Source organism: Streptococcus pseudopneumoniae, from assembly GCF_001073085.1.
GTDB classification, from domain to species: Bacteria; Bacillota; Bacilli; order Lactobacillales; family Streptococcaceae; genus Streptococcus; species Streptococcus pseudopneumoniae_M.
In genome coordinates this window covers 1-17992 of sequence record NZ_JVFV01000014.1, presented here as the reverse complement: position 1 = coordinate 17992, position 17992 = coordinate 1, and the positions used below count along the sequence as shown (strand labels likewise).

General features: G+C 40.6%; 23 protein-coding genes and 1 other annotated feature. Of the genes, 19 read left to right on the top strand and 4 right to left on the bottom strand.

Annotation, left to right across the window (positions count from 1 at the left end; genetic code table 11):
- Positions 1 to 49: 49 nt before the first annotated feature.
- On the top strand, positions 50 to 454 hold the full coding sequence (locus ADH90_RS03105) for a PaaI family thioesterase (protein WP_036759319.1): 405 nt from the start codon (positions 50 to 52) through the stop codon (positions 452 to 454).
- 105 nt (positions 455 to 559) lie between these two features.
- On the opposite strand, the gene ADH90_RS03100 is transcribed toward ADH90_RS03105, so the two are convergent.
- The 3 genes from ADH90_RS03100 to ADH90_RS03090 form a co-directional block, all read right to left on the bottom strand.
- A complete protein-coding gene (locus tag ADH90_RS03100; protein WP_049529923.1) occupies positions 560 to 1153 on the bottom strand; it encodes a helix-turn-helix domain-containing protein in 594 nt (197 codons plus the stop codon).
- 170 nt (positions 1154 to 1323) lie between these two features.
- Positions 1324 to 1710 carry a bleomycin resistance protein gene (locus ADH90_RS03095; RefSeq protein WP_049529922.1) on the bottom strand — a complete coding sequence of 129 codons (387 nt, stop codon included), beginning with the start codon at positions 1708 to 1710 and terminating at the stop codon, positions 1324 to 1326.
- Positions 1711 to 1721: 11 nt separating this feature from the next.
- On the bottom strand, positions 1722 to 2549 hold the full coding sequence (locus ADH90_RS03090; protein WP_049529921.1) for an exodeoxyribonuclease III: 828 nt from the start codon (positions 2547 to 2549) through the stop codon (positions 1722 to 1724).
- A 218-nt stretch (positions 2550 to 2767) separates the two neighbouring features.
- On the opposite strand from ADH90_RS03090, the gene ADH90_RS03085 reads away from it, so the two are divergent.
- From ADH90_RS03085 to ADH90_RS03035, 11 genes are all read left to right on the top strand, one after another.
- Positions 2768 to 3667, top strand: coding sequence for a CPBP family intramembrane glutamic endopeptidase (locus ADH90_RS03085; protein WP_049529920.1), 900 nt, complete (start codon positions 2768 to 2770; stop codon positions 3665 to 3667).
- Positions 3651 to 3917 (top strand): autorepressor SdpR family transcription factor, encoded by a 267-nt coding sequence (locus tag ADH90_RS03080; protein ID WP_000006514.1) that lies wholly within the window; start codon positions 3651 to 3653, stop codon positions 3915 to 3917. Before ADH90_RS03085 ends, ADH90_RS03080 begins: the two co-directional genes overlap by 17 nt.
- Positions 3918 to 4559 (top strand): SdpI family protein, encoded by a 642-nt coding sequence (locus ADH90_RS03075; RefSeq protein ID WP_080982614.1) that lies wholly within the window; start codon positions 3918 to 3920, stop codon positions 4557 to 4559.
- 126 nt (positions 4560 to 4685) lie between these two features.
- On the top strand, positions 4686 to 5141 hold the full coding sequence (locus tag ADH90_RS03070) for a DUF3290 family protein (RefSeq protein ID WP_049529919.1): 456 nt from the start codon (positions 4686 to 4688) through the stop codon (positions 5139 to 5141).
- Complete coding sequence (locus tag ADH90_RS03065) at positions 5138 to 5773, top strand: DUF421 domain-containing protein (protein ID WP_049529918.1); 636 nt, start codon at positions 5138 to 5140, stop codon at positions 5771 to 5773. Before ADH90_RS03070 ends, ADH90_RS03065 begins: the two co-directional genes overlap by 4 nt.
- A gap of 54 nt (positions 5774 to 5827) precedes the next feature.
- The gene (locus ADH90_RS03060) at positions 5828 to 7573 is read left to right on the top strand and encodes an ABC transporter ATP-binding protein (protein WP_049529917.1); all 1746 of its coding nucleotides are present in this window, start codon (positions 5828 to 5830) and stop codon (positions 7571 to 7573) included.
- Positions 7563 to 9305 (top strand): ABC transporter ATP-binding protein, encoded by a 1743-nt coding sequence (locus tag ADH90_RS03055; RefSeq protein WP_049529916.1) that lies wholly within the window; start codon positions 7563 to 7565, stop codon positions 9303 to 9305. The genes ADH90_RS03060 and ADH90_RS03055 overlap by 11 nt, the downstream gene beginning before the upstream one ends.
- 105 nt (positions 9306 to 9410) lie before the next feature.
- Entirely contained in the window at positions 9411 to 10103 is a 693-nt protein-coding gene (locus ADH90_RS03050) for a sugar transferase (RefSeq protein ID WP_049529915.1), read from the top strand.
- Positions 10104 to 10142: 39 nt separating this feature from the next.
- Positions 10143 to 11369, top strand: a complete 1227-nt coding sequence (locus ADH90_RS03045) for a DegT/DnrJ/EryC1/StrS family aminotransferase (protein WP_049529914.1) — start codon at positions 10143 to 10145, stop codon at positions 11367 to 11369.
- A gap of 66 nt (positions 11370 to 11435) precedes the next feature.
- Positions 11436 to 11660: a binding site (T-box leader), on the top strand.
- A gap of 61 nt (positions 11661 to 11721) precedes the next feature.
- Positions 11722 to 12903, top strand: coding sequence for a tryptophan synthase subunit beta (gene trpB, locus ADH90_RS03040; protein WP_049529913.1), 1182 nt, complete (start codon positions 11722 to 11724; stop codon positions 12901 to 12903).
- Between the two features lie 27 nt (positions 12904 to 12930).
- Complete coding sequence (locus ADH90_RS03035) at positions 12931 to 13494, top strand: aminodeoxychorismate/anthranilate synthase component II (protein WP_049529912.1); 564 nt, start codon at positions 12931 to 12933, stop codon at positions 13492 to 13494.
- Positions 13495 to 13535: 41 nt separating this feature from the next.
- On the opposite strand, the gene ADH90_RS03030 is transcribed toward ADH90_RS03035, so the two are convergent.
- The gene (locus tag ADH90_RS03030) at positions 13536 to 14198 is read right to left on the bottom strand and encodes a prepilin peptidase (RefSeq protein WP_049529911.1); all 663 of its coding nucleotides are present in this window, start codon (positions 14196 to 14198) and stop codon (positions 13536 to 13538) included.
- Positions 14199 to 14268: 70 nt separating this feature from the next.
- Between ADH90_RS03030 and ADH90_RS03025 the strand changes: the two genes are divergently transcribed.
- From ADH90_RS03025 to ADH90_RS02995, 7 genes are all read left to right on the top strand, one after another.
- The gene (locus tag ADH90_RS03025; protein WP_049529938.1) at positions 14269 to 14724 is read left to right on the top strand and encodes a GNAT family N-acetyltransferase; all 456 of its coding nucleotides are present in this window, start codon (positions 14269 to 14271) and stop codon (positions 14722 to 14724) included.
- 85 nt (positions 14725 to 14809) lie between these two features.
- Positions 14810 to 15559, top strand: coding sequence for a tRNA pseudouridine(38-40) synthase TruA (gene truA / locus ADH90_RS03020; RefSeq protein ID WP_049529910.1), 750 nt, complete (start codon positions 14810 to 14812; stop codon positions 15557 to 15559).
- Positions 15549 to 16322 (top strand): bifunctional hydroxymethylpyrimidine kinase/phosphomethylpyrimidine kinase, encoded by a 774-nt coding sequence (locus ADH90_RS03015; RefSeq protein WP_049529909.1) that lies wholly within the window; start codon positions 15549 to 15551, stop codon positions 16320 to 16322. Before truA ends, ADH90_RS03015 begins: the two co-directional genes overlap by 11 nt.
- Positions 16300 to 16761, top strand: a complete 462-nt coding sequence (locus ADH90_RS03010) for an ECF transporter S component (protein WP_049529908.1) — start codon at positions 16300 to 16302, stop codon at positions 16759 to 16761. Before ADH90_RS03015 ends, ADH90_RS03010 begins: the two co-directional genes overlap by 23 nt.
- A 68-nt stretch (positions 16762 to 16829) precedes the next feature.
- Positions 16830 to 17054 carry a YqgQ family protein gene (locus ADH90_RS03005; RefSeq protein WP_049529907.1) on the top strand — a complete coding sequence of 75 codons (225 nt, stop codon included), beginning with the start codon at positions 16830 to 16832 and terminating at the stop codon, positions 17052 to 17054.
- 5 nt (positions 17055 to 17059) lie between these two features.
- Positions 17060 to 17440 (top strand): rhodanese-like domain-containing protein, encoded by a 381-nt coding sequence (locus tag ADH90_RS03000; protein WP_000259323.1) that lies wholly within the window; start codon positions 17060 to 17062, stop codon positions 17438 to 17440.
- Positions 17441 to 17532: 92 nt separating this feature from the next.
- Positions 17533 to 17760: a hypothetical protein gene (locus ADH90_RS02995; protein WP_049529906.1), complete on the top strand. Its 228-nt coding sequence runs from the start codon at positions 17533 to 17535 to the stop codon at positions 17758 to 17760.
- Positions 17761 to 17992: the final 232 nt, after the last annotated feature.

Here is a 17992-nt window from a genome sequence, read left to right as displayed (position 1 = left end):
GTCTTGAAAAGTAGTATCATAGTGTCGTTTGAAATATCAGGAGGAAAGTATGAAAGATTTTCACTTTGACGCTATATCTGCCTTTGAAAACTACGAAATTGAAAAAATGAGAGATGGTCACGTTGTAGTGACGACAAAAGTAGTGGACTCCTCACTCAACTATTATGGGAATGCCCATGGAGGCTATCTATTTACCCTTTGTGACCAAATCAGTGGTCTTGTGGTGATTTCGCTTGGCTTAGATGGAGTGACGCTCCAGTCTTCTATCAACTATCTGAAAGCTGGAAATCTAGGGGACGTTCTCACTATCAAAGGAGAATGTGTCCATCATGGACGTACCACTTGTGTCGTCGATGTTGATATCACCAACCAAGATGGCCGAAATGTCTGCAAGGCAACCTTCACCATGTTTGTCACAGGACAACGATCTGAAGATAGACAGGTGAGGATATAGGAAAACATGGTAGATAGCTACGCCCTAAAAAACCAGAGTGTGTTCACTATCCACAACCCTATAAATTTTAATACATTTAAAAAGCGAGGTCTGATGACTTCGCTTTTATTTGATAGGGAAGAAAGGAAGTAAGAGCCAATAAAATAGCAGAGCAATAGCACCAATTCCAAGGCCAAATAGAATGGGAAGCGTGATTCTTTGGTAGGGAGCTTTACCCCTTTCTTCAGCTTCTTCAATCTCGCTTAGGCTGCTTCCTTGAACATAGGCAACAATCTGTCGGTAGGTGCGAAGATTATGCTGTTTCTTGAATTTTTCAATGCGTAGGGCGTAGAACATAGCGATAGCAAAAATCAAGCAACTAATAGCGATACCGTACCAATTCAAATAAAGAATTAAGGGTATGCTGATGATAGGAAAACCAAATAGCAGTATGCTAAAGATTATTCCATCTTTTTGATAACGTATAAACTCTTGATCGTGAATAATTTGTTTCATAGTTTCCAAATCTCCTTTTACTAGTTTGTCCAATGACACTTCAAAGACCTTGCTCAGCAAGAGTAGGTTCTGAATATCAGGGTAAGTCGCGCCGCGTTCCCAGTTGGAAATGGATTGGCGACTGACAAAAATTATTTCAGCTAAATCATCTTGAGATAATTTTTTCTCTTTACGATAGTGCTGGATTTGTTTTCCGACTTGCATAAAATTTCCTCGCTTTCTGATTTCATTCTACTCAATTATACAAAAAACGGCTATCAAAGTTCTTTGACATACTGATTTCATAGGCTTTAGCAAAGATTTTGATCAATGGATTTACAGGTCTGTCAATTCATGTTTACCTACTGAAAAAGAGGCTATCAGCCTCCTTTTTCTTATTCACTAAATCTTAAAAAATAACCATCTGGGTCTAAAACTGCAAATTCATGAGGATAGATATATTGTTCACCAACACGAAATTCTCTTTTGGTCAAAGGACGATGAATAGGATAGTTAGACTCGATTACTTTCTGATAGAGTCGAGGGACATCCTCTATGCCAAAGGAAATGTTGACTCCACGACCAAAGGGGTAGGTCAGTTCAACTAATTCATCCTTTGTTCCCTCCTCTAACATTAGCTGGCAATCTTCAAGCGATAAGAAGAGGAAGTTTTCTTCTGGTCGCTCGTATTCGATTGTAAAACCCAGTAAATCGCAGTAGAAGGAACGAGACTGTTCTAAATTTGAGACTATAAACTCGGGAATAACTGCATTGTAGTTCATATAGAAAATCCTTATAATTCAATCTCCAAGACAATCGGTGTATGGTCTTGGCGTGCGCCTGAGTCAATCATATCTGACTTGGTAACCTTGTCTGCCACACGGTTACTTGTGAGCCAGTAGTCGATTCTCCAGCCTGTGTTGTTTATTTTTGAAGTCTTGCTGCGTTGTGCCCACCAAGTGTAGCGTTCTGGAACATCGCCATGGACATGGCGGAAGGTGTCAGTAAATCCTTTGGCTAAAAGGTTTGTAAATCCTTCACGTTCTTCGTCTGTGAAACCTGGTGAACGGCGGTTGCTGGCTGGGTTGGCAAGGTCAATTTCCTTGTGGGCAACGTTGTAGTCACCTGTAGCAAGGACTGGTTTTTTCTTGTCTAGTTGAGCCAAGTATTCCGCATATTTGACGTCCCAAACTTGACGTTCTTCCAAGCGTTTGAGACCATCCCCAGCATTTGGTGTGTAGACCTGAGTCACGAAAAATGTATCAAATTCTAAAGTGATGATACGGCCTTCAGAGTCCATGGTAGAAGGAGCACCGATTTCTGGAAAGCTGATAGTTGGAGTGAGTTCTTTCTTATAGAGGAACATGGTTCCAGCATAGCCTTTACGGGCAGGCTCTTGAGAGGAACGCCAGGTGTTTTCGTAACCTGGGAAGAGTTCTTCTAGTACCTCAAGGTGTTTTTTAGTAGGACCTTTAGCTGAAAGCTTGGTTTCTTGGATGGCGATAATATCAGCATCTTCGGCTACCAAAGTTTGGAGAACGTCTTGTGACAATTTCGCACGCGCAGAGTCGCTCGTCAATGCTGCATTGAGGGAATCAATATTCCATGAGATCAGTTTCATAGTGTGTACCTTTTCTAGATGTATTTCTTATATTTTATCAAAAAAAAGTAAAGCCAGCGAGTTTCTAGTTCGTAAACTCACTCTTTAAACTTTATCCTTAGAAAACAAAAAATTCTCGCAACTATTTTGAAAAAAATCTAAATAGTTCTTGTATTTGGAGTGGAAAGGTATATAATATTATTTAGAAAAACATCTAAATAGAAAGTGAAGTTACAAATATGTCAAATAAGAGAACAATCCTTCTTTTTGTGGTCTTGTCTTATGGTCTTGCTTGGATAATATGGTTGGCACTATGGCTAAGTGGTATTGGACTAAATTCTCCATGGAGTCAGCTTGCTAGTATTGTGGCCATGTGGATGCCTGCGCTTGCAGTCTTTCTCTTAGGGAAAATAACGAAAAAACCTAGTGGAATCAAGTCTAAATTAGTCGTGAATCTCAAGAGGAACTGGGGCTTTTACTTACTAGCTATCTGGTTGCCAGCAGTTATCAGTTTCTTAGGAGCAGGACTTTATTTTCTTGTATTTCCTAACAATTTCAGCCTTGGTTTTGAATTTATTCAAGCTATCTTACAAGAAAAAGGAGTACTTCAATCACCGATCCCCCTATCTTCTTTGGTCTTGATTCAAATTCTAGCTAGTTTAACCTACGCTCCTTTTCTTAATAGCTTATTTGCATTGGGAGAGGAAATTGGTTGGCGTGGTTATCTTTACCCAACTCTAAGAGAACGATTTTCACTAGTACAGACTCATGTCTTACTTGGTCTCATTTGGAGTCTATGGCATTTACCAATTAATTTGCAAGGCTTTAATTATGGACTAACTTATTTTGCTTATCCTGTTTTGGGAATTGTTGCCATGTTCCTATTTTGTTTTAGTGTAGGAATATTGTTGAGCTGGTTGATGGAAAAGACAGGTTCTATCTGGGCTTCAGCACTATTTCATGGGGCAATCAATGCAACTGCAGGTTTTGGACTACTCTTTCAACTGCCTGGAGAAAAAGCTTCAAGCCTCTTGATTTTTGGTCCGTCACCAGCAGGACTGATAGCAGTGCTACCCTGCTTATTCCTTGCCTTACTGATATTGCGAATAGAAAGGAAGCACCATGAGTTTTGCAAATAGCTTTAAAGCTTTATCTCATCCAGTCAGGAGGGAGATTTTGAATTTGCTTAAAACAGGCAGGTTATCTGCAGGAGAAATTGCCAGTCATTTTGAGTTAACAGGTGCAACAATTTCACACCACCTTACGATTTTGAAAGCAGCGGATTTGATTCGTGAAATGAAAGAGAAAAACTTTATTTATTATGAGTTAAATACATCAGTTTTAGAGGATATGATGGTGTGGTTAGCAGAACTGAAAGGAGATTTTTAGATGAAGATAAAAATCAATAAGAAATTGGTATTATATACTAGCATTCTTATCCTACTGCCTACCCTTATAGGTTGTGTTTTCTGGTTTCAACTACCAGAGAAGATGCCGACTCATTTTAATCTACTGGGCCAAGCAGATGGCTACGATCATAAAATGTTTGCTATCTTTGGATTACCGGCTCTCATGCTTTTGATGCATTGGTTGATTCTATTCTTGATGATCAAGGATCCTAAGTCCAGCAATATTAGTTCAAAAATACAACTTTTGATTTACTGGATTATTCCTTTTGTATCTTGTCTATCGATGATTTCTATCTACGGAGCATCTTTGGGTTATTCTATGATAAGTGGAATTCTAGCTCAGATTTTTATGGGAGTCATCATGATTGTAATTGGAAATTATCTACCAAAAACACGCCGAAATTATATAATCGGTATTCGACTTCCGTGGACTTTGGAGAATGATGAGAACTGGAGCAAAACGCATCGCCTAGCTGGAAAAATTTGGGTATTAGGAGGATTGTTATTGTTTCTAAATGCCTTTGTTCAGCTATATGTTTACTGGGTATTCTTCTTGACACTTTTCTTTGTAGTGATAATTCCTAGTGTCTATTCTTATCAATTATCAAAATCAGAATCTTGAAATAGGTATTTGAGTCGTTAGTTAGAGAAGTTGGTCTGATACGCGTATTTCCCCAGCGTATAGTTTGAAAAATCACCCTCTTTCGTTTATAATTAAGAATGATTTTATGAAGGGGAGTGAAAATAGATGAAGTTCTACTCTTATGACTATGTACTCAGCCAAATCGGTCAGCAAAATGGTATCATGGTTGGCTTTGGGATTGTTCTATTAGCTGTGACAGGTTTTTTTGCTTTTAAGGCATACCATGATAAAAAGGGGACCAAATTTCGTGAGTTGGTCATGATTTCAGCTCTGACCTTATTAGCTCTACTTTTGGTCAGCATCACGACTTATCAAAACAATCAAGTTTCTAACAATAAATTTCAAACTTCACTTCATTTCATCGAGGTTGTTTCCAAAGATTTGGGAGTAGACAAGTCAGAAGTCTATGTTAATACTTCCACAAACACTGATGGCGCACTTATCAAGGTGGGAGATCGTTATTATCGTGTCCTGAACGGCAGTGAGCCAGACAAGTACCTGTTAGAGAAAGTGGAATTGTATAAAACAGATGCAATTGAACTGGTGGAGGTGAACAAATGACACTTAATTATATCGAAATTTTAATCAAACTAGCCTTGGGTCTCTTTTCTCTGGTTTTTGTAATCAATGTAACAGGAAAGGGCAACCTAGCGCCTAACTCAGCAATAGACCAAATCCAGAACTATGTGCTAGGGGGTATCATCGGTGGGGTGATTTACAATAGCGCCATCAGTATCCTTCAGTATGCAGTTATCCTGATTATGTGGACCATTCTGGTCTTGACTCTCAAATGGCTCAACAACAATGTTCACTTTGTGAAACGTTTGATTGATGGGAAGCCAACCCTGCTCATCAAAAATGGGAAGATTGATCCAGAAGCTTGCCGTTCGGTTGGTTTGTCAGCAGCGGACGTAGCTCTTAAGCTCCGTAGTCAGGGAATTTTCCAAATGAAACAAGTCAAACGAGCTATGCAGGAGCAAAACGGTCAGCTGATTGTAGTACAAAATGGAGATGAAAATCCTAAGTATCCTGTCATCACAGATGGTGTCATTCAGTCGGATGTCCTCGATACTCTCAGCTTAACGGAAGAATGGCTCCTAGATCATCTGAATAAGCAAGGGTATGATAATGTGGCCAATATATTTATCGCTGAGTATGATAAGGGTCAACTAAGCGTCGTCACCTATGAATAAGAAAAACCTGGGGTTCATGCCTCAGGTTTCCATTTGTCATTAGAAAGGAATTTTATGTCTATCATCCAAAAACTCTGGTGGTTTTTTAAGTTAGAAAAACGTCGTTACCTAGTTGGAATCGTGGCTTTGGTCTTGGTCTCTGTGCTTAACCTCATCCCACCTATGGTTATGGGGCGCGTGATCGATGCCATCACTTCGGGACGATTAACACAGGATGAGCTCCTGCATCATCTCTTTTATCTCCTGCTCGCTGCTTTCGGGATGTACTATCTGCGTTATGTTTGGCGCATGTATATCCTAGGAACCTCCTACCGACTGGGACAAATCATGCGTTCAAGACTATTTGAGCATTTTACAAAGATGTCGCCTGCTTTTTATCAGAATTATCGGACCGGGGACCTGATGGCTCACGCAACCAATGATATCAATGCTCTGACTCGTTTAGCAGGTGGTGGTGTCATGATGGCAGTGGATGCCTCAATCACAGCCTTGGTAACTTTGTTGACCATGCTCTTTAGCATTTCTTGGCAGATGACCTTGGTTGCCATTCTACCTTTGCCATTTATGGCCTATGCGACTAGTCGTTTGGGGAGAAAGACCCACAAAGCTTTTGGCGAATCGCAAGCAGCCTTTTCTGAGCTCAACAATAAGGTTCAAGAGTCTGTATCAGGTATCAAGGTAACCAAGTCCTTTGGCTATCAGTCTGATGAATTGGCATCTTTCCAGGAAGTCAATGATTTGACCTTCCAAAAGAATCTCCAAACCATGAAATATGATAGTCTCTTTGACCCGATGGTTTTGCTCTTTGTAGGTTCTTCTTATGTCTTAACTCTCTTGGTCGGTTCCTTTATGGTGCAAGCGGGACAAGTAACCGTCGGTAATCTGGTCACCTTTATCTCTTACTTGGATATGTTGGTCTGGCCTTTGATGGCGATTGGGTTCCTCTTTAATATTACTCAAAGAGGGAAAGTTTCTTACCAACGGATTGAGAGTCTCTTGTCTCAAGAGTCACCTGTCAAAGATCCAGAATCTCCACTTGACGGGATTGAAAATGGCCGTTTGGACTATGCTATTGATAGTTTCGCCTTTGAAGACGAAGAGACACTGAAAGATATTCATTTTATCCTTGAAAAAGGGCAAACTCTGGGCTTGGTTGGTCAGACTGGTTCAGGGAAAACTGCTTTGATTAAGTTGCTCTTACGTGAGTATGACGTTGACCAAGGAGCCATTTATCTAAATGGTCACGATATTCGTGACTATCGACTAGCCGACTTGCGTAGTTTAATGGGATACGTCCCACAGGATCAATTTCTCTTTGCTAGCTCTATCCTAGACAATATCCGCTTTGGAAATCCCGACCTGCCTTTCTCTGCAGTAGAAGAAGCAACTAAGCTGGCACAAGTCTATCAAGATATTCAAGCCATGCCCCAGGGATTTGACACGGTTATTGGTGAAAAAGGTGTCAGTCTATCTGGTGGACAAAAGCAACGTCTGGCTATGAGTCGGGCTATGATTTTAAATCCTGATATCCTGATTTTAGATGATTCCTTGTCAGCTGTAGATGCCAAGACAGAGTTCGCTATTATCGATAATCTCAAGGAAACTCGCAGAGATAAAACGACCATTATCACTGCCCATCGTCTCAGTGCAGTTGTTCATGCGGATTTGATTTTGGTCATGCAAAATGGTCGCATCATTGAACGAGGTACACATGAAGACTTACTAGCCTTGGATGGTTGGTATGCACAAACCTACCAGTCACAACAATTAGAAATGAAAGGGGAAGAAGATGCGCAATAAACAAGCACAATGGGCTGTATTAAAACGCTTGTTGTCCTATCTCAAGCCTTACGGTCTCCTCACCTTTTTAGCCTTAGCCTTTCTCCTTATGACGACTGTTATTAAGAGCGTAATTCCCCTAGTAGCTTCTCACTTTATCGACCAGTATCTACATAATCTCAACCAGCTTGCTGTTACAGTTTTGCTAGTTTACTATGGTCTCTACATTCTTCAAACCATTGTCCAATATGTGGGGAATCGCCTCTTTGCGCGTGTGTCCTACAGCATTGTTAGAGATATTCGACGTGATGCCTTTGCCAATATGGAAAAACTAGGCATGTCTTATTTTGATAAAACACCAGCAGGTTCCATCGTTTCTCGTTTGACCAATGACACAGAGACAATCAGTGATATGTTTTCAGGGATTTTGTCCAGCTTTATCTCGGCGGTCTTTATCTTTGTGACAACCCTTTATACCATGCTTGTTCTGGACTATCGTCTGACAGCTTTGGTTCTACTCTTTTTACCCTTGGTTTTCCTTTTGGTCAATCTCTACCGTAAAAAATCGGTCAAGGTTATCGAAAAAACCAGAAGTCTCTTGTCAGATATCAACAGTAAACTTGCAGAAAACATCGAAGGGATTCGCATCATTCAAGCCTTTAATCAAGAAAAGCGCCTGCAAGAAGAGTTTGATGAGATAAATCAGGAACACCTGGTCTACGCTAACCGTTCAGTAGCCCTGGATTCCCTCTTTTTACGTCCGGCCATGAGTTTGTTGAAGTTATTGGGCTATGCAGTTTTGATGGCTTACTTTGGCTATCGTGGTCTCTATCTAGGCATAACAGCAGGGACCATGTATGCCTTTATCCAGTATATCAATCGCCTCTTTGATCCCCTGATTGAGGTAACGCAGAACTTTTCTACCCTTCAGACATCTATGGTTTCAGCAGGTCGTGTTTTTGCACTTATCGATGAGACCAACTATGAACCGGTCCAAGAAAATGGACAAGTGGAGATTCAAGAAGGAAATATCCGTTTTGAACATGTGTCCTTCTCTTATGATGGAAAACACCAAATTCTAGATGATATCTCCTTTACCGTCAATAAAGGTGAAACCATCGCCTTTGTCGGGCATACTGGCTCTGGGAAATCTTCTATCATCAATGTTCTCATGCGCTTTTATGAATTCCAGTCTGGTCGAGTTCTCCTTGATGGTGTGGATATTCGTAAGTATAGTCAAGAGGAGTTGAGAAAAAACATCGGACTGGTTCTACAGGAACCTTTCCTCTATCATGGGACCATCAAGTCCAATATCGCCATGTACCAAGATATCAGTGATGACCAAGTCAAGGCTGCAGCAGAATTTGTGGATGCAGATTCCTTCATTCAGGATCTTCCTTTAGGTTATGATGCTCCTGTGTCAGAGCGTGGTTCGAGTTTCTCAACTGGTCAACGTCAGCTACTGGCCTTTGCTAGAACTGTTGCCAGTCAACCTAAAATTCTGATTTTGGATGAAGCGACAGCCAATATTGATTCTGAAACAGAAGCCCTAGTTCAAAATTCTCTAGCCAAGATGAGACAAGGTCGGACGACCATTGCCATCGCCCATCGTCTTTCTACCATTCAGGATGCTAACTGTATCTATGTCCTAGATAAGGGACGAATCATCGAGAGCGGCACACACGAGGAACTTTTGGTCTTAGGAGGAACCTATCACAAGATGTATAGTTTACAGGCAGGGGCTCTTTCTTAGAGAAGAATTCCTTTAAAATACAGATTTCTTGCACTGCCTCTTTCATTTTGTGGTATAATGTAGAATGTTTAAAGATTACATATTAAAAAACAGAGGAGAATGTGCATGCTGAAATGGGATGAACTACCTCAGGAGATGCAATTGAGCGAGGTAAAACCATACTACCAGCTCGTCTCTGGAAGAAAAGGTTCACTGATTCTCAAGCGTTGTCTAGATTTGGTTCTAGCCTTGATCTTGTTAATCTTGACCTCACCCGTATTTCTGATTCTAAGTATTTGGATCAAACTAGATAGTAAGGGTCCAGTCATTTATAAGCAGGTGCGGGTAACCCAGTACAACCGACACTTCAAGATTTGGAAATTCCGTACCATGGTGACAGATGCTGATAAAAAAGGAAGCCTAGTAACTTCTGCAAATGATAGTCGCATCACCAAAGTTGGAAATTTCATTCGCCGTGTTCGTTTGGATGAACTTCCACAATTGGTCAATGTTCTTAAAGGAGAGATGTCCTTTGTGGGAACTCGTCCAGAAGTACCACGCTACACAGAGCAGTATAGCCCTGAAATGATGGCTACCTTGCTCTTACCAGCAGGGATTACATCCCTTGCCAGCATTAATTATAAGGACGAGGATGCCATTATCAGTCAAATGACTGCAAAAGGTATGACGGTCGACCAAGCTTATGTCGAAAGAGTCCTTCCAGAAAAGATGCACTATAATCTAGCCTACCTACGTGATTTTAATTTCTTCGGAGATATCAAGATCATGTTCCAGACTGTATTTGAAGTTTTAAAATAAAGTAGTCGCAAGATTGAAACCGATCAAAGGAGTAAAACAATGACAAAGTATAATATTCCATTTTCACCACCTGATATTACCGAAGCTGAAATTGCTGAAGTAGCAGATACCCTTCGTTCTGGTTGGATTACAACAGGACCTAAGACAAAAGAATTGGAGCGTCGTCTGTCCGTCTATACTCAGACACCTAAGACAGTCTGCCTCAACTCTGCAACAGCAGCTCTTGAATTGATCTTGCGCGTGCTTGAAGTGGGTCCTGGCGATGAAGTTATCGTTCCGGCTATGACTTATACAGCATCATGTAGCGTTATCACTCACGTAGGTGCTACACCAGTTATGGTTGATATCCAAGGTGATACCTTTGAAATGGACTATGACAAGCTTGAGCAAGCGATTACTGAGAAGACTAAGGTTATCATCCCAGTAGAACTTGCAGGGATTGTCTGTGACTATGACCGTTTGTTCCAAGTTGTTGAGAAGAAACGTGACCTCTTTACAGCTACTAGCAAGTGGCAAAAAGTCTTTAACCGTATCGTTGTTGTCTCAGATAGCGCCCATGCTTTGGGTTCAACATACAAAGGGCAACCAGCTGGTTCCATTGCAGACTTTACGTCATTCTCTTTCCACGCTGTCAAGAACTTTACAACTGCTGAAGGAGGAAGTGCTACTTGGAAAGCTAATCCAGCTATTGATGATGAAGAAATGTACAAGGAATTCCAAATCCTATCTCTTCATGGTCAAACAAAAGATGCTCTTGCCAAGATGCAACTAGGTTCATGGGAATACGATATCGTAACTCCTGCCTACAAGTGCAACATGACGGATATCATGGCTTCAATTGGTTTGGCACAATTGGATCGTTATCCTGGCTTGCTTCAACGTCGTAAAGAAATCGTAACTCGCTATGACCGTGGATTTGCAGGAACTCGTATTCACCCATTGGCTCATGAGACAGATACTGTTGAATCTTGTCGTCACCTTTACGTTACCCATGTAGAAGGTGCTAGTCTCGAGCAACGCAATCAAATTATCCAAGAATTGGCCAAAGCAGGAATCGCAAGTAACGTTCACTACAAACCGCTTCCACTTTTGACAGCTTACAAGAATCTTGGCTTTGACATGGCAAACTATCCTAAGGCTTATGCCTACTTTGTAAACGAGATTACACTACCGCTTCACACCAAATTAACGGATGAAGAAGTAGATTATATCATTGAGACTTTTGTCCGAGTTTCTGAAGAAGTTTTAGGTGCTTCACAAAAATAATTAAAAAAATTAGTAAAAAATTAGTGAAAACGGTTGACAAAGAAAAAACAATAACATATAATTAACTCAACAAATCAGAAAAGTAATTATTTTTAATCTTCAGGGAGCCTGTGGTTACTGTGAACAGGTGGTTGGAACTAGTGAAATTGGGCTGATTTTAAAAGTGAATTTGAAACAATGAAAATTCGGTAGGCACACCTTACAGTGCAACTTGTTGTTAGACAAGGCAGAGATGTAAAGGGGATATTCTCTTTACAATTGAGGTGGTACCGCGTCCCGAACGCCCTCACACAGATTTTTTCTGTGTGTGGGCTTTTTTCATATCTTGGAATCAATAGAAAAGAGGAATCTTATGACAACTAAAGGTTATTTTGGACAATTTGGTGGTAGTTTTGTACCAGAGCCTATTCAGGCTTTGTTGGATGAGTTAGAAGTGACTTTTGAAAAGTACAAGGATGATCCAGAGTTTTTAGCTGAGTTTCGCCATTACTTGAAGGATTATTCAGGTCGTGAGACTCCGCTCTATTTTGCAGAAAGTTTGACGGATTATCTAGGTGGGGCTAAGATTTATCTCAAACGTGAAGATCTTAACCACCTTGGTTCACACAAACTTAACAATGTCCTTGGACAAATCCTTCTTGCTAAACGTATGGGTAAAAAACGTGTGATTGCTGAAACAGGAGCTGGTCAGCACGGTGTTGCGACGGCTGCTGCTGCAGCTAAGTTTGGTATGGCATGTGATGTCTACATGGGGGCAGAAGATGTGGAACGTCAACGTCTCAACGTCTTCCGTATGGAGATGATGGGAGCGACTGTTCACTCAGTTGAAACGGGAACTCGTACACTGAAGGATGCGGTTGATGCAGCCTTTGGAGCATGGATGAATGACCTTGATGCTTTCTACGTTTTAGGTTCGGCTGTAGGTCCGCACCCTTACCCAACCATTGTCCATGAATTCCAAAAGGTTATTAGTGAAGAATCACGTCGTCAAATCTTGGAAAAAGAAGGACGACTGCCAGACTACGTCATTGCCTGTGTGGGCGGTGGTTCCAATGCCATCGGAGCTTTTTCACAGTATGTAGCTGATGAAGAAGTCAAATTGGTTGGAGTAGAAGCTGCTGGTCATGGTTTAGATACCGACAAACACGCAGCAACAATGACCAAGGGTAGTGTCGGAATTGTCGATGGAATGAAGACCTATGCAGTCTTTAAGGAAGATGGAGAACTCGCGCCAGTTTACTCTATCTCAGCAGGTTTGGACTATCCAGGGGTTGGTCCAGAACATGCCTTCTTCAAAGACTCTGGTCGAGTAGAATATGTAGCAGCGACAGACGAAGAAGCTGTCCAAGCCTTGCTTTTATTAAGTAAAACAGAAGGAATCATCCCAGCAATTGAAAGCTCACATGCTATCGCTGAAGCAGTCAAACGCGCACCAAAACTAAGTAAAGATGAGATTATCATCATCAATGTCTCTGGTCGTGGAGACAAGGACGTAGCTGCCATTGCAGACTACATTGAAGCAAAGAATAACTAATCATTCCAAGATTAAAGGGAGAAAATTGTGATTTTATTGATTGATAATTATGATTCTTTTACCTACAATCTAGCTCAATATATCGGAACTTTTTCTTCTGTTGAGGTCTTGAGAAATGACGATCCTCGTCTCTATCAAGTAGCAGAAAAGGCAAGAGCTCTTGTCTTTTCGCCTGGACCTGGTTGGCCAGCTGATGCTGGAAAAATGGAGGATATGATTCGAGATTTTGCTGGTGAAAAGCCAATTTTGGGGATTTGCTTGGGACATCAGGCTATTGCAGAGGCTTTTGGTGGAAAACTAGGTTTGGCTCCAAAGGTAATGCATGGTAAACAAAGTCAGCTCCAATTTGAAGCTCCATCCATTCTTTATCAGGGTATAGAAAATAACTGTTCAGTCATGCGTTACCATAGTCTTATGGTGGAGGAATTACCCGCAGACTTTGAAGTTACCGCTCGTGCGATAGACGATCAGGTTATCATGGGTTTTCAACACAAGAAGCTCCCTATCTATGGCTTTCAATATCATCCAGAAAGTATAGGGACACCAGATGGACTATCAACCATACTAAACTTCATTGAAAAAGTTATCTAAGGAATAGGACGACAAAATAAAAGCCCTCATAGAGGGCCTGACTATCCTAAAAGCAAAAGCTTACCCAAAATAATCATACAGGTAGCAAATAAGAGGAAAGGCACGAATGGGAGCCTTTCCTTTTTCTTTTGCAGGAGAAAAGCTAGAATGCCAGTTGTAGAAGCGAACTGTATCAAAATTAGTAATTCTGTCAGACTAAAGATAAGCGCACAAGAGGCTAGAAAGAGAAAATCCCCTGCACCTATGCGGATATCGATAAAGTGAGCCAAAATTCCCAGAATAAGAAAGAAAATCATAACTAGATTCCAACCACAGCAAACCATGAGAATTAGGTGAAAGGTCAGCCAGACTAGCAAGGGATATTCTTGATGCTGGAAATCATAGATTCCTAAGGTCAAGCCAGCAGTTATCAGAATAAGTTGTCCTAAGGTCAGAAATTCCCAGGAGAAAGCTAGAAAGAGAAGCCCCAATCCAAACTCAAAGAGAGCATACCAAAAGGGATAGCTTGAGTTACAGTAGCGACAACGAAAGCGATGTACTACTTGAGAGACAATCGGAATCAAATCCAAGGGACGTAAGCGAGTATGACAGGAATCGCAGTGACTAGCAGGAAAGATCATAGACTGCTCAGGAAAGCGGTCAATGACAAGACCTAGAAAGGAAGCAATAATAGCTCCAACAAGAAAAAAGTAAAGATGAATCATACTTATTTATTCGGAAAAAATAAGAGAAAGAGTATAATAGTTGGATAAAGGAGAAATTTTAGGAGCAAATATGAAAATTCACTTTGAAAAAGGACTTCAGATAGAAAATGCCCAACTCATTTGTCGCTGGTCTAATGCTTTGGGAGAAAGTTTTCAGAAACAATGGATGGGACCCAAAATTTCTTATCCCTTGATTGTCCAATCCTTACAAAAGCTGGAAGGAATTTTTTCCATTTTTGCTGAAGAAGAGTTTGTAGGTGTCATCCAGAAAATCAGGCTAGAAGATAAAAATCTTCATATTGGAAGATTTCTCATAGCTCCACAGAAGCAGGGAAAAAGAATAGGTCGAAAAGCTTTCCAAGGCTTCGTTCAAGAAATATTTGAGAATGAAGAAATTGAGAGTATTTCCCTAACGGTTTTTGAGTCAAATCAAACAGCCAAAAATCTTTACCAAAAAGAGGGATTTGAAATCGTTCAAACCATTGAAGTTCCAGAACGTAAATATATAATGAGAAAATCGAGGTAAGGACTAGTTGATATCTAAAACTGTCCCCGTACAATTTTTGGTTTTCAAACTTGTTGCAGAGAAATTTTCTTGATAAAATAGATACATGACTAGATATAAAGCTATCATTTCCTATGATGGTTACGCCTTTGCTGGTTTTCAACGGCAGCCTCACGCGCGTAGTGTCCAAGAGGAAATTGAAAAAACTCTAACCAAACTCAATAAAGGACAAGCTATTACCATTCATGGCGCTGGGCGAACGGACAGTGGTGTTCATGCATTAGGCCAGGTCATCCACTTTGATCTCCCCTATCAGATGGATGAGGAAAAACTTCGCTTTGCTCTTGATACCCAAAGTCCTGAAGACATCGATGTGATTTCGATTGAGATTGTGGCTGATGATTTTCATTGCCGCTATGCCAAGCATAGCAAGACCTACGAGTTTATCGTGGATAGAGGACGTCCTAAAAATCCTATGCGCCGTCATTATACGACTCATTATCCCTACCCACTAGATGTGGAGCGGATGCAGCTTGCTGTAAAAGAACTAGAGGGAACACATGACTTTACTGGTTTTACAGCATCAGGGACTAGTGTAGAGGATAAGGTTAGGACGATTACGGAAGCCAGTCTTAGGATTGACGAAACAGGGCAGTTTTTGACCTTTACTTTCTCTGGCAATGGTTTCCTCTATAAGCAAATTCGAAATATGGTCGGAACCTTGCTGAAAATTGGCAACAACCGTATGCCGATTGAACAGATTGACCTCATCTTGGAGAAAAAAGACAGACAGTTGGCAGGTCCAACTGCAGCACCTAATGGATTGTATTTAAAGGAGATTCGTTATGAAGAATAATCGTATTTTAGCACTTTCAGGAAATGATATTTTTAGTGGTGGTGGACTAGCTGCTGACCTTGCGACCTATACTTTGAATGGTTTGCATGGTTTTGTAGCCATGACCTGCTTGACTGCTTTGACAGAAAATGGTTTTGAAGTCTTCCCGACAGATGAGACTATTTTCCAACAACAGTTGGATAGTCTTAAAAGCGTAGACTTTGGAGGGATTAAGATTGGTCTCTTGCCGACAGTTGGTGTTGCTGAGAGAGCTTTGAATTTCATCAAGGAAAGATCAGGAGTTCCAGTAGTCTTGGACCCTGTATTGGTTTGTAAGGAAACGCACGACGTTGCAGTTAGTGAGCTCTGTCAAGAGTTGATTCGCTTTTTTCCTTATGTATCAGTGATTACTCCTAATCTTCCTGAGGCAGAGTTGCTTGCAGACCAAAAGATTGAAAGTCTGGAAGACATGAAAAATGCAGCCAAAAAACTGCGTGATTTGGGTGCGCCAGCAGTGATTATCAAGGGTGGGAATCGCCTCAGTCAGGATAAGGCTGTGGATGTCTTTTATGATGGGAAGAATTTTACCATTTTTGAGAATCCAGTCATAGAAGGACAAAATGCTGGTGCAGGATGTACCTTTGCGTCAAGCATTGCTAGTCAGTTAGTCAAGGGAGAGGGGCTATTACCTGCGGTTGAGAGTTCCAAAGCCTTTGTTTACCGTGCCATTGCACAAGCAGATCAATATGGAGTGAGACAGTATGAAGCAAACCAAAACAACTAAAATCGCCCTAGTATCTATCTTAGCAGCCAGTTCTGTCGTATTGGGGTATTTTATAAAAATCCCGACACCAACTGGATTTCTAACACTTTTGGACGTTGGAGTCTTCTTCACAGCCTTTTACTTTGGAAGCCGTGAAGGAGCCGTTGTCGGAGGGTTAGCAGGATTTCTCATTGATCTCATTTCAGGCTACCCTCAGTGGATGATTTTTAGCTTAATCAATCATGGTTTGCAAGGCTATTTTGCAGGCTTTAAAGGGAAATGGCAATGGTTAGGATTAGTCTTGGCGACTCTATTCATGGTAGCTGGTTATGCCTTGGCATCAGCTTGGATGAATGGTTGGGGTGCAGCTATTCCAGAAATCATCCCAAATCTCATGCAAAATGTTGTTGGAATGACTCTAGGATTTCTTCTTTGTCATAGTGTAAAGAAATTCAGATAATAGTGAAAAAAGGAAACCTACTCCAAACTATTAGGGAACTATTGAAAAAAATCTGATTATTTGCTAAAATGAGAGCTATGAAAACACTCTACGATGTGCAACAATATCTAAAACAGTTCGGTATCATTGTTTATATGGGAAAACGTCTCTATGACATTGAACTGATGAAAATTGAACTATCACGGATTTATGATGCAGGCTTGATGGACAAGCTAGATTATCTTGAAGCAGAAGCTGTTCTTCGCAGAGAGCACAAACTAGAATTAGACTATTTAGAAAAAAATGGAGATTAGATATTATGGTAACTTGGGTATTATGGGGACTTATTGTAGCGATGTTGGCTTGGATGGGATACAACTACCTTCGCATTCGCCGTGCAGCTAAAATTGTAGACAATGCAGAGTTTGAGTCTTTGATTCGTACAGGTCAGTTAATTGACTTGCGTGATCCAGCTGACTTTCACAGAAAACATATCCTTGGAGCTCGTAATATTCCTTCAAATCAATTGAAGACAAGTCTTGCAGCTCTTCGCAAGGATAAACCAGTCCTTCTATATGAAAATCAACGTGCGCAACGTGTGACTAATGCAGCACTTTTCTTGAAAAAGCAAGGCTTCTCAGAAATCTATATCCTCTCTTACGGATTGGATTCATGGACTGGGAAGGTGAAGTCTAATTAACAATGTGAAAAAACTTGTCACATGTGTTTAATATAAAGTCTCGGCTTTTTATGGTATAATTGTTAGTATAAAATTTAAGGAGTTTTTTGAAGATGCAAGAAAAGAAAAAACCATCACTTGTTTTAGGTATCCTATCTATCGTCCTTGGTTTGCTATCTCCAATCGTAGGTCTCGTTTTGGGGATCATTGGTCTAGTCTTGGCTAATTCACATCAAAAAGAATCTGAACTTGATTATAAAACAGAACGAATTCTCAATATTGTTGGGATTGTAATTTCTGTAGTTAACTGGGTTGCAGGACTCATCTTAATGATGCACTAATCAGGATTCTAACAAAAAAAGCTTTATCTTTAAAAGCTTTTTTTGTTTTATCCACTCTTCTCGGTTCAAGAACCGAATAACAAAGTGCTAAAATTTTTCACCCAATTGATAAAGCCGATTTTTATGGTATTATTCATTTGTGTTTAGTTTAAGGAGTTTTTTGAAGATGAATGAAAAGAAAAAACCATCACTTGTTTTAGGTATCCTATCTATCGTCCTTGGTTTGCTATCT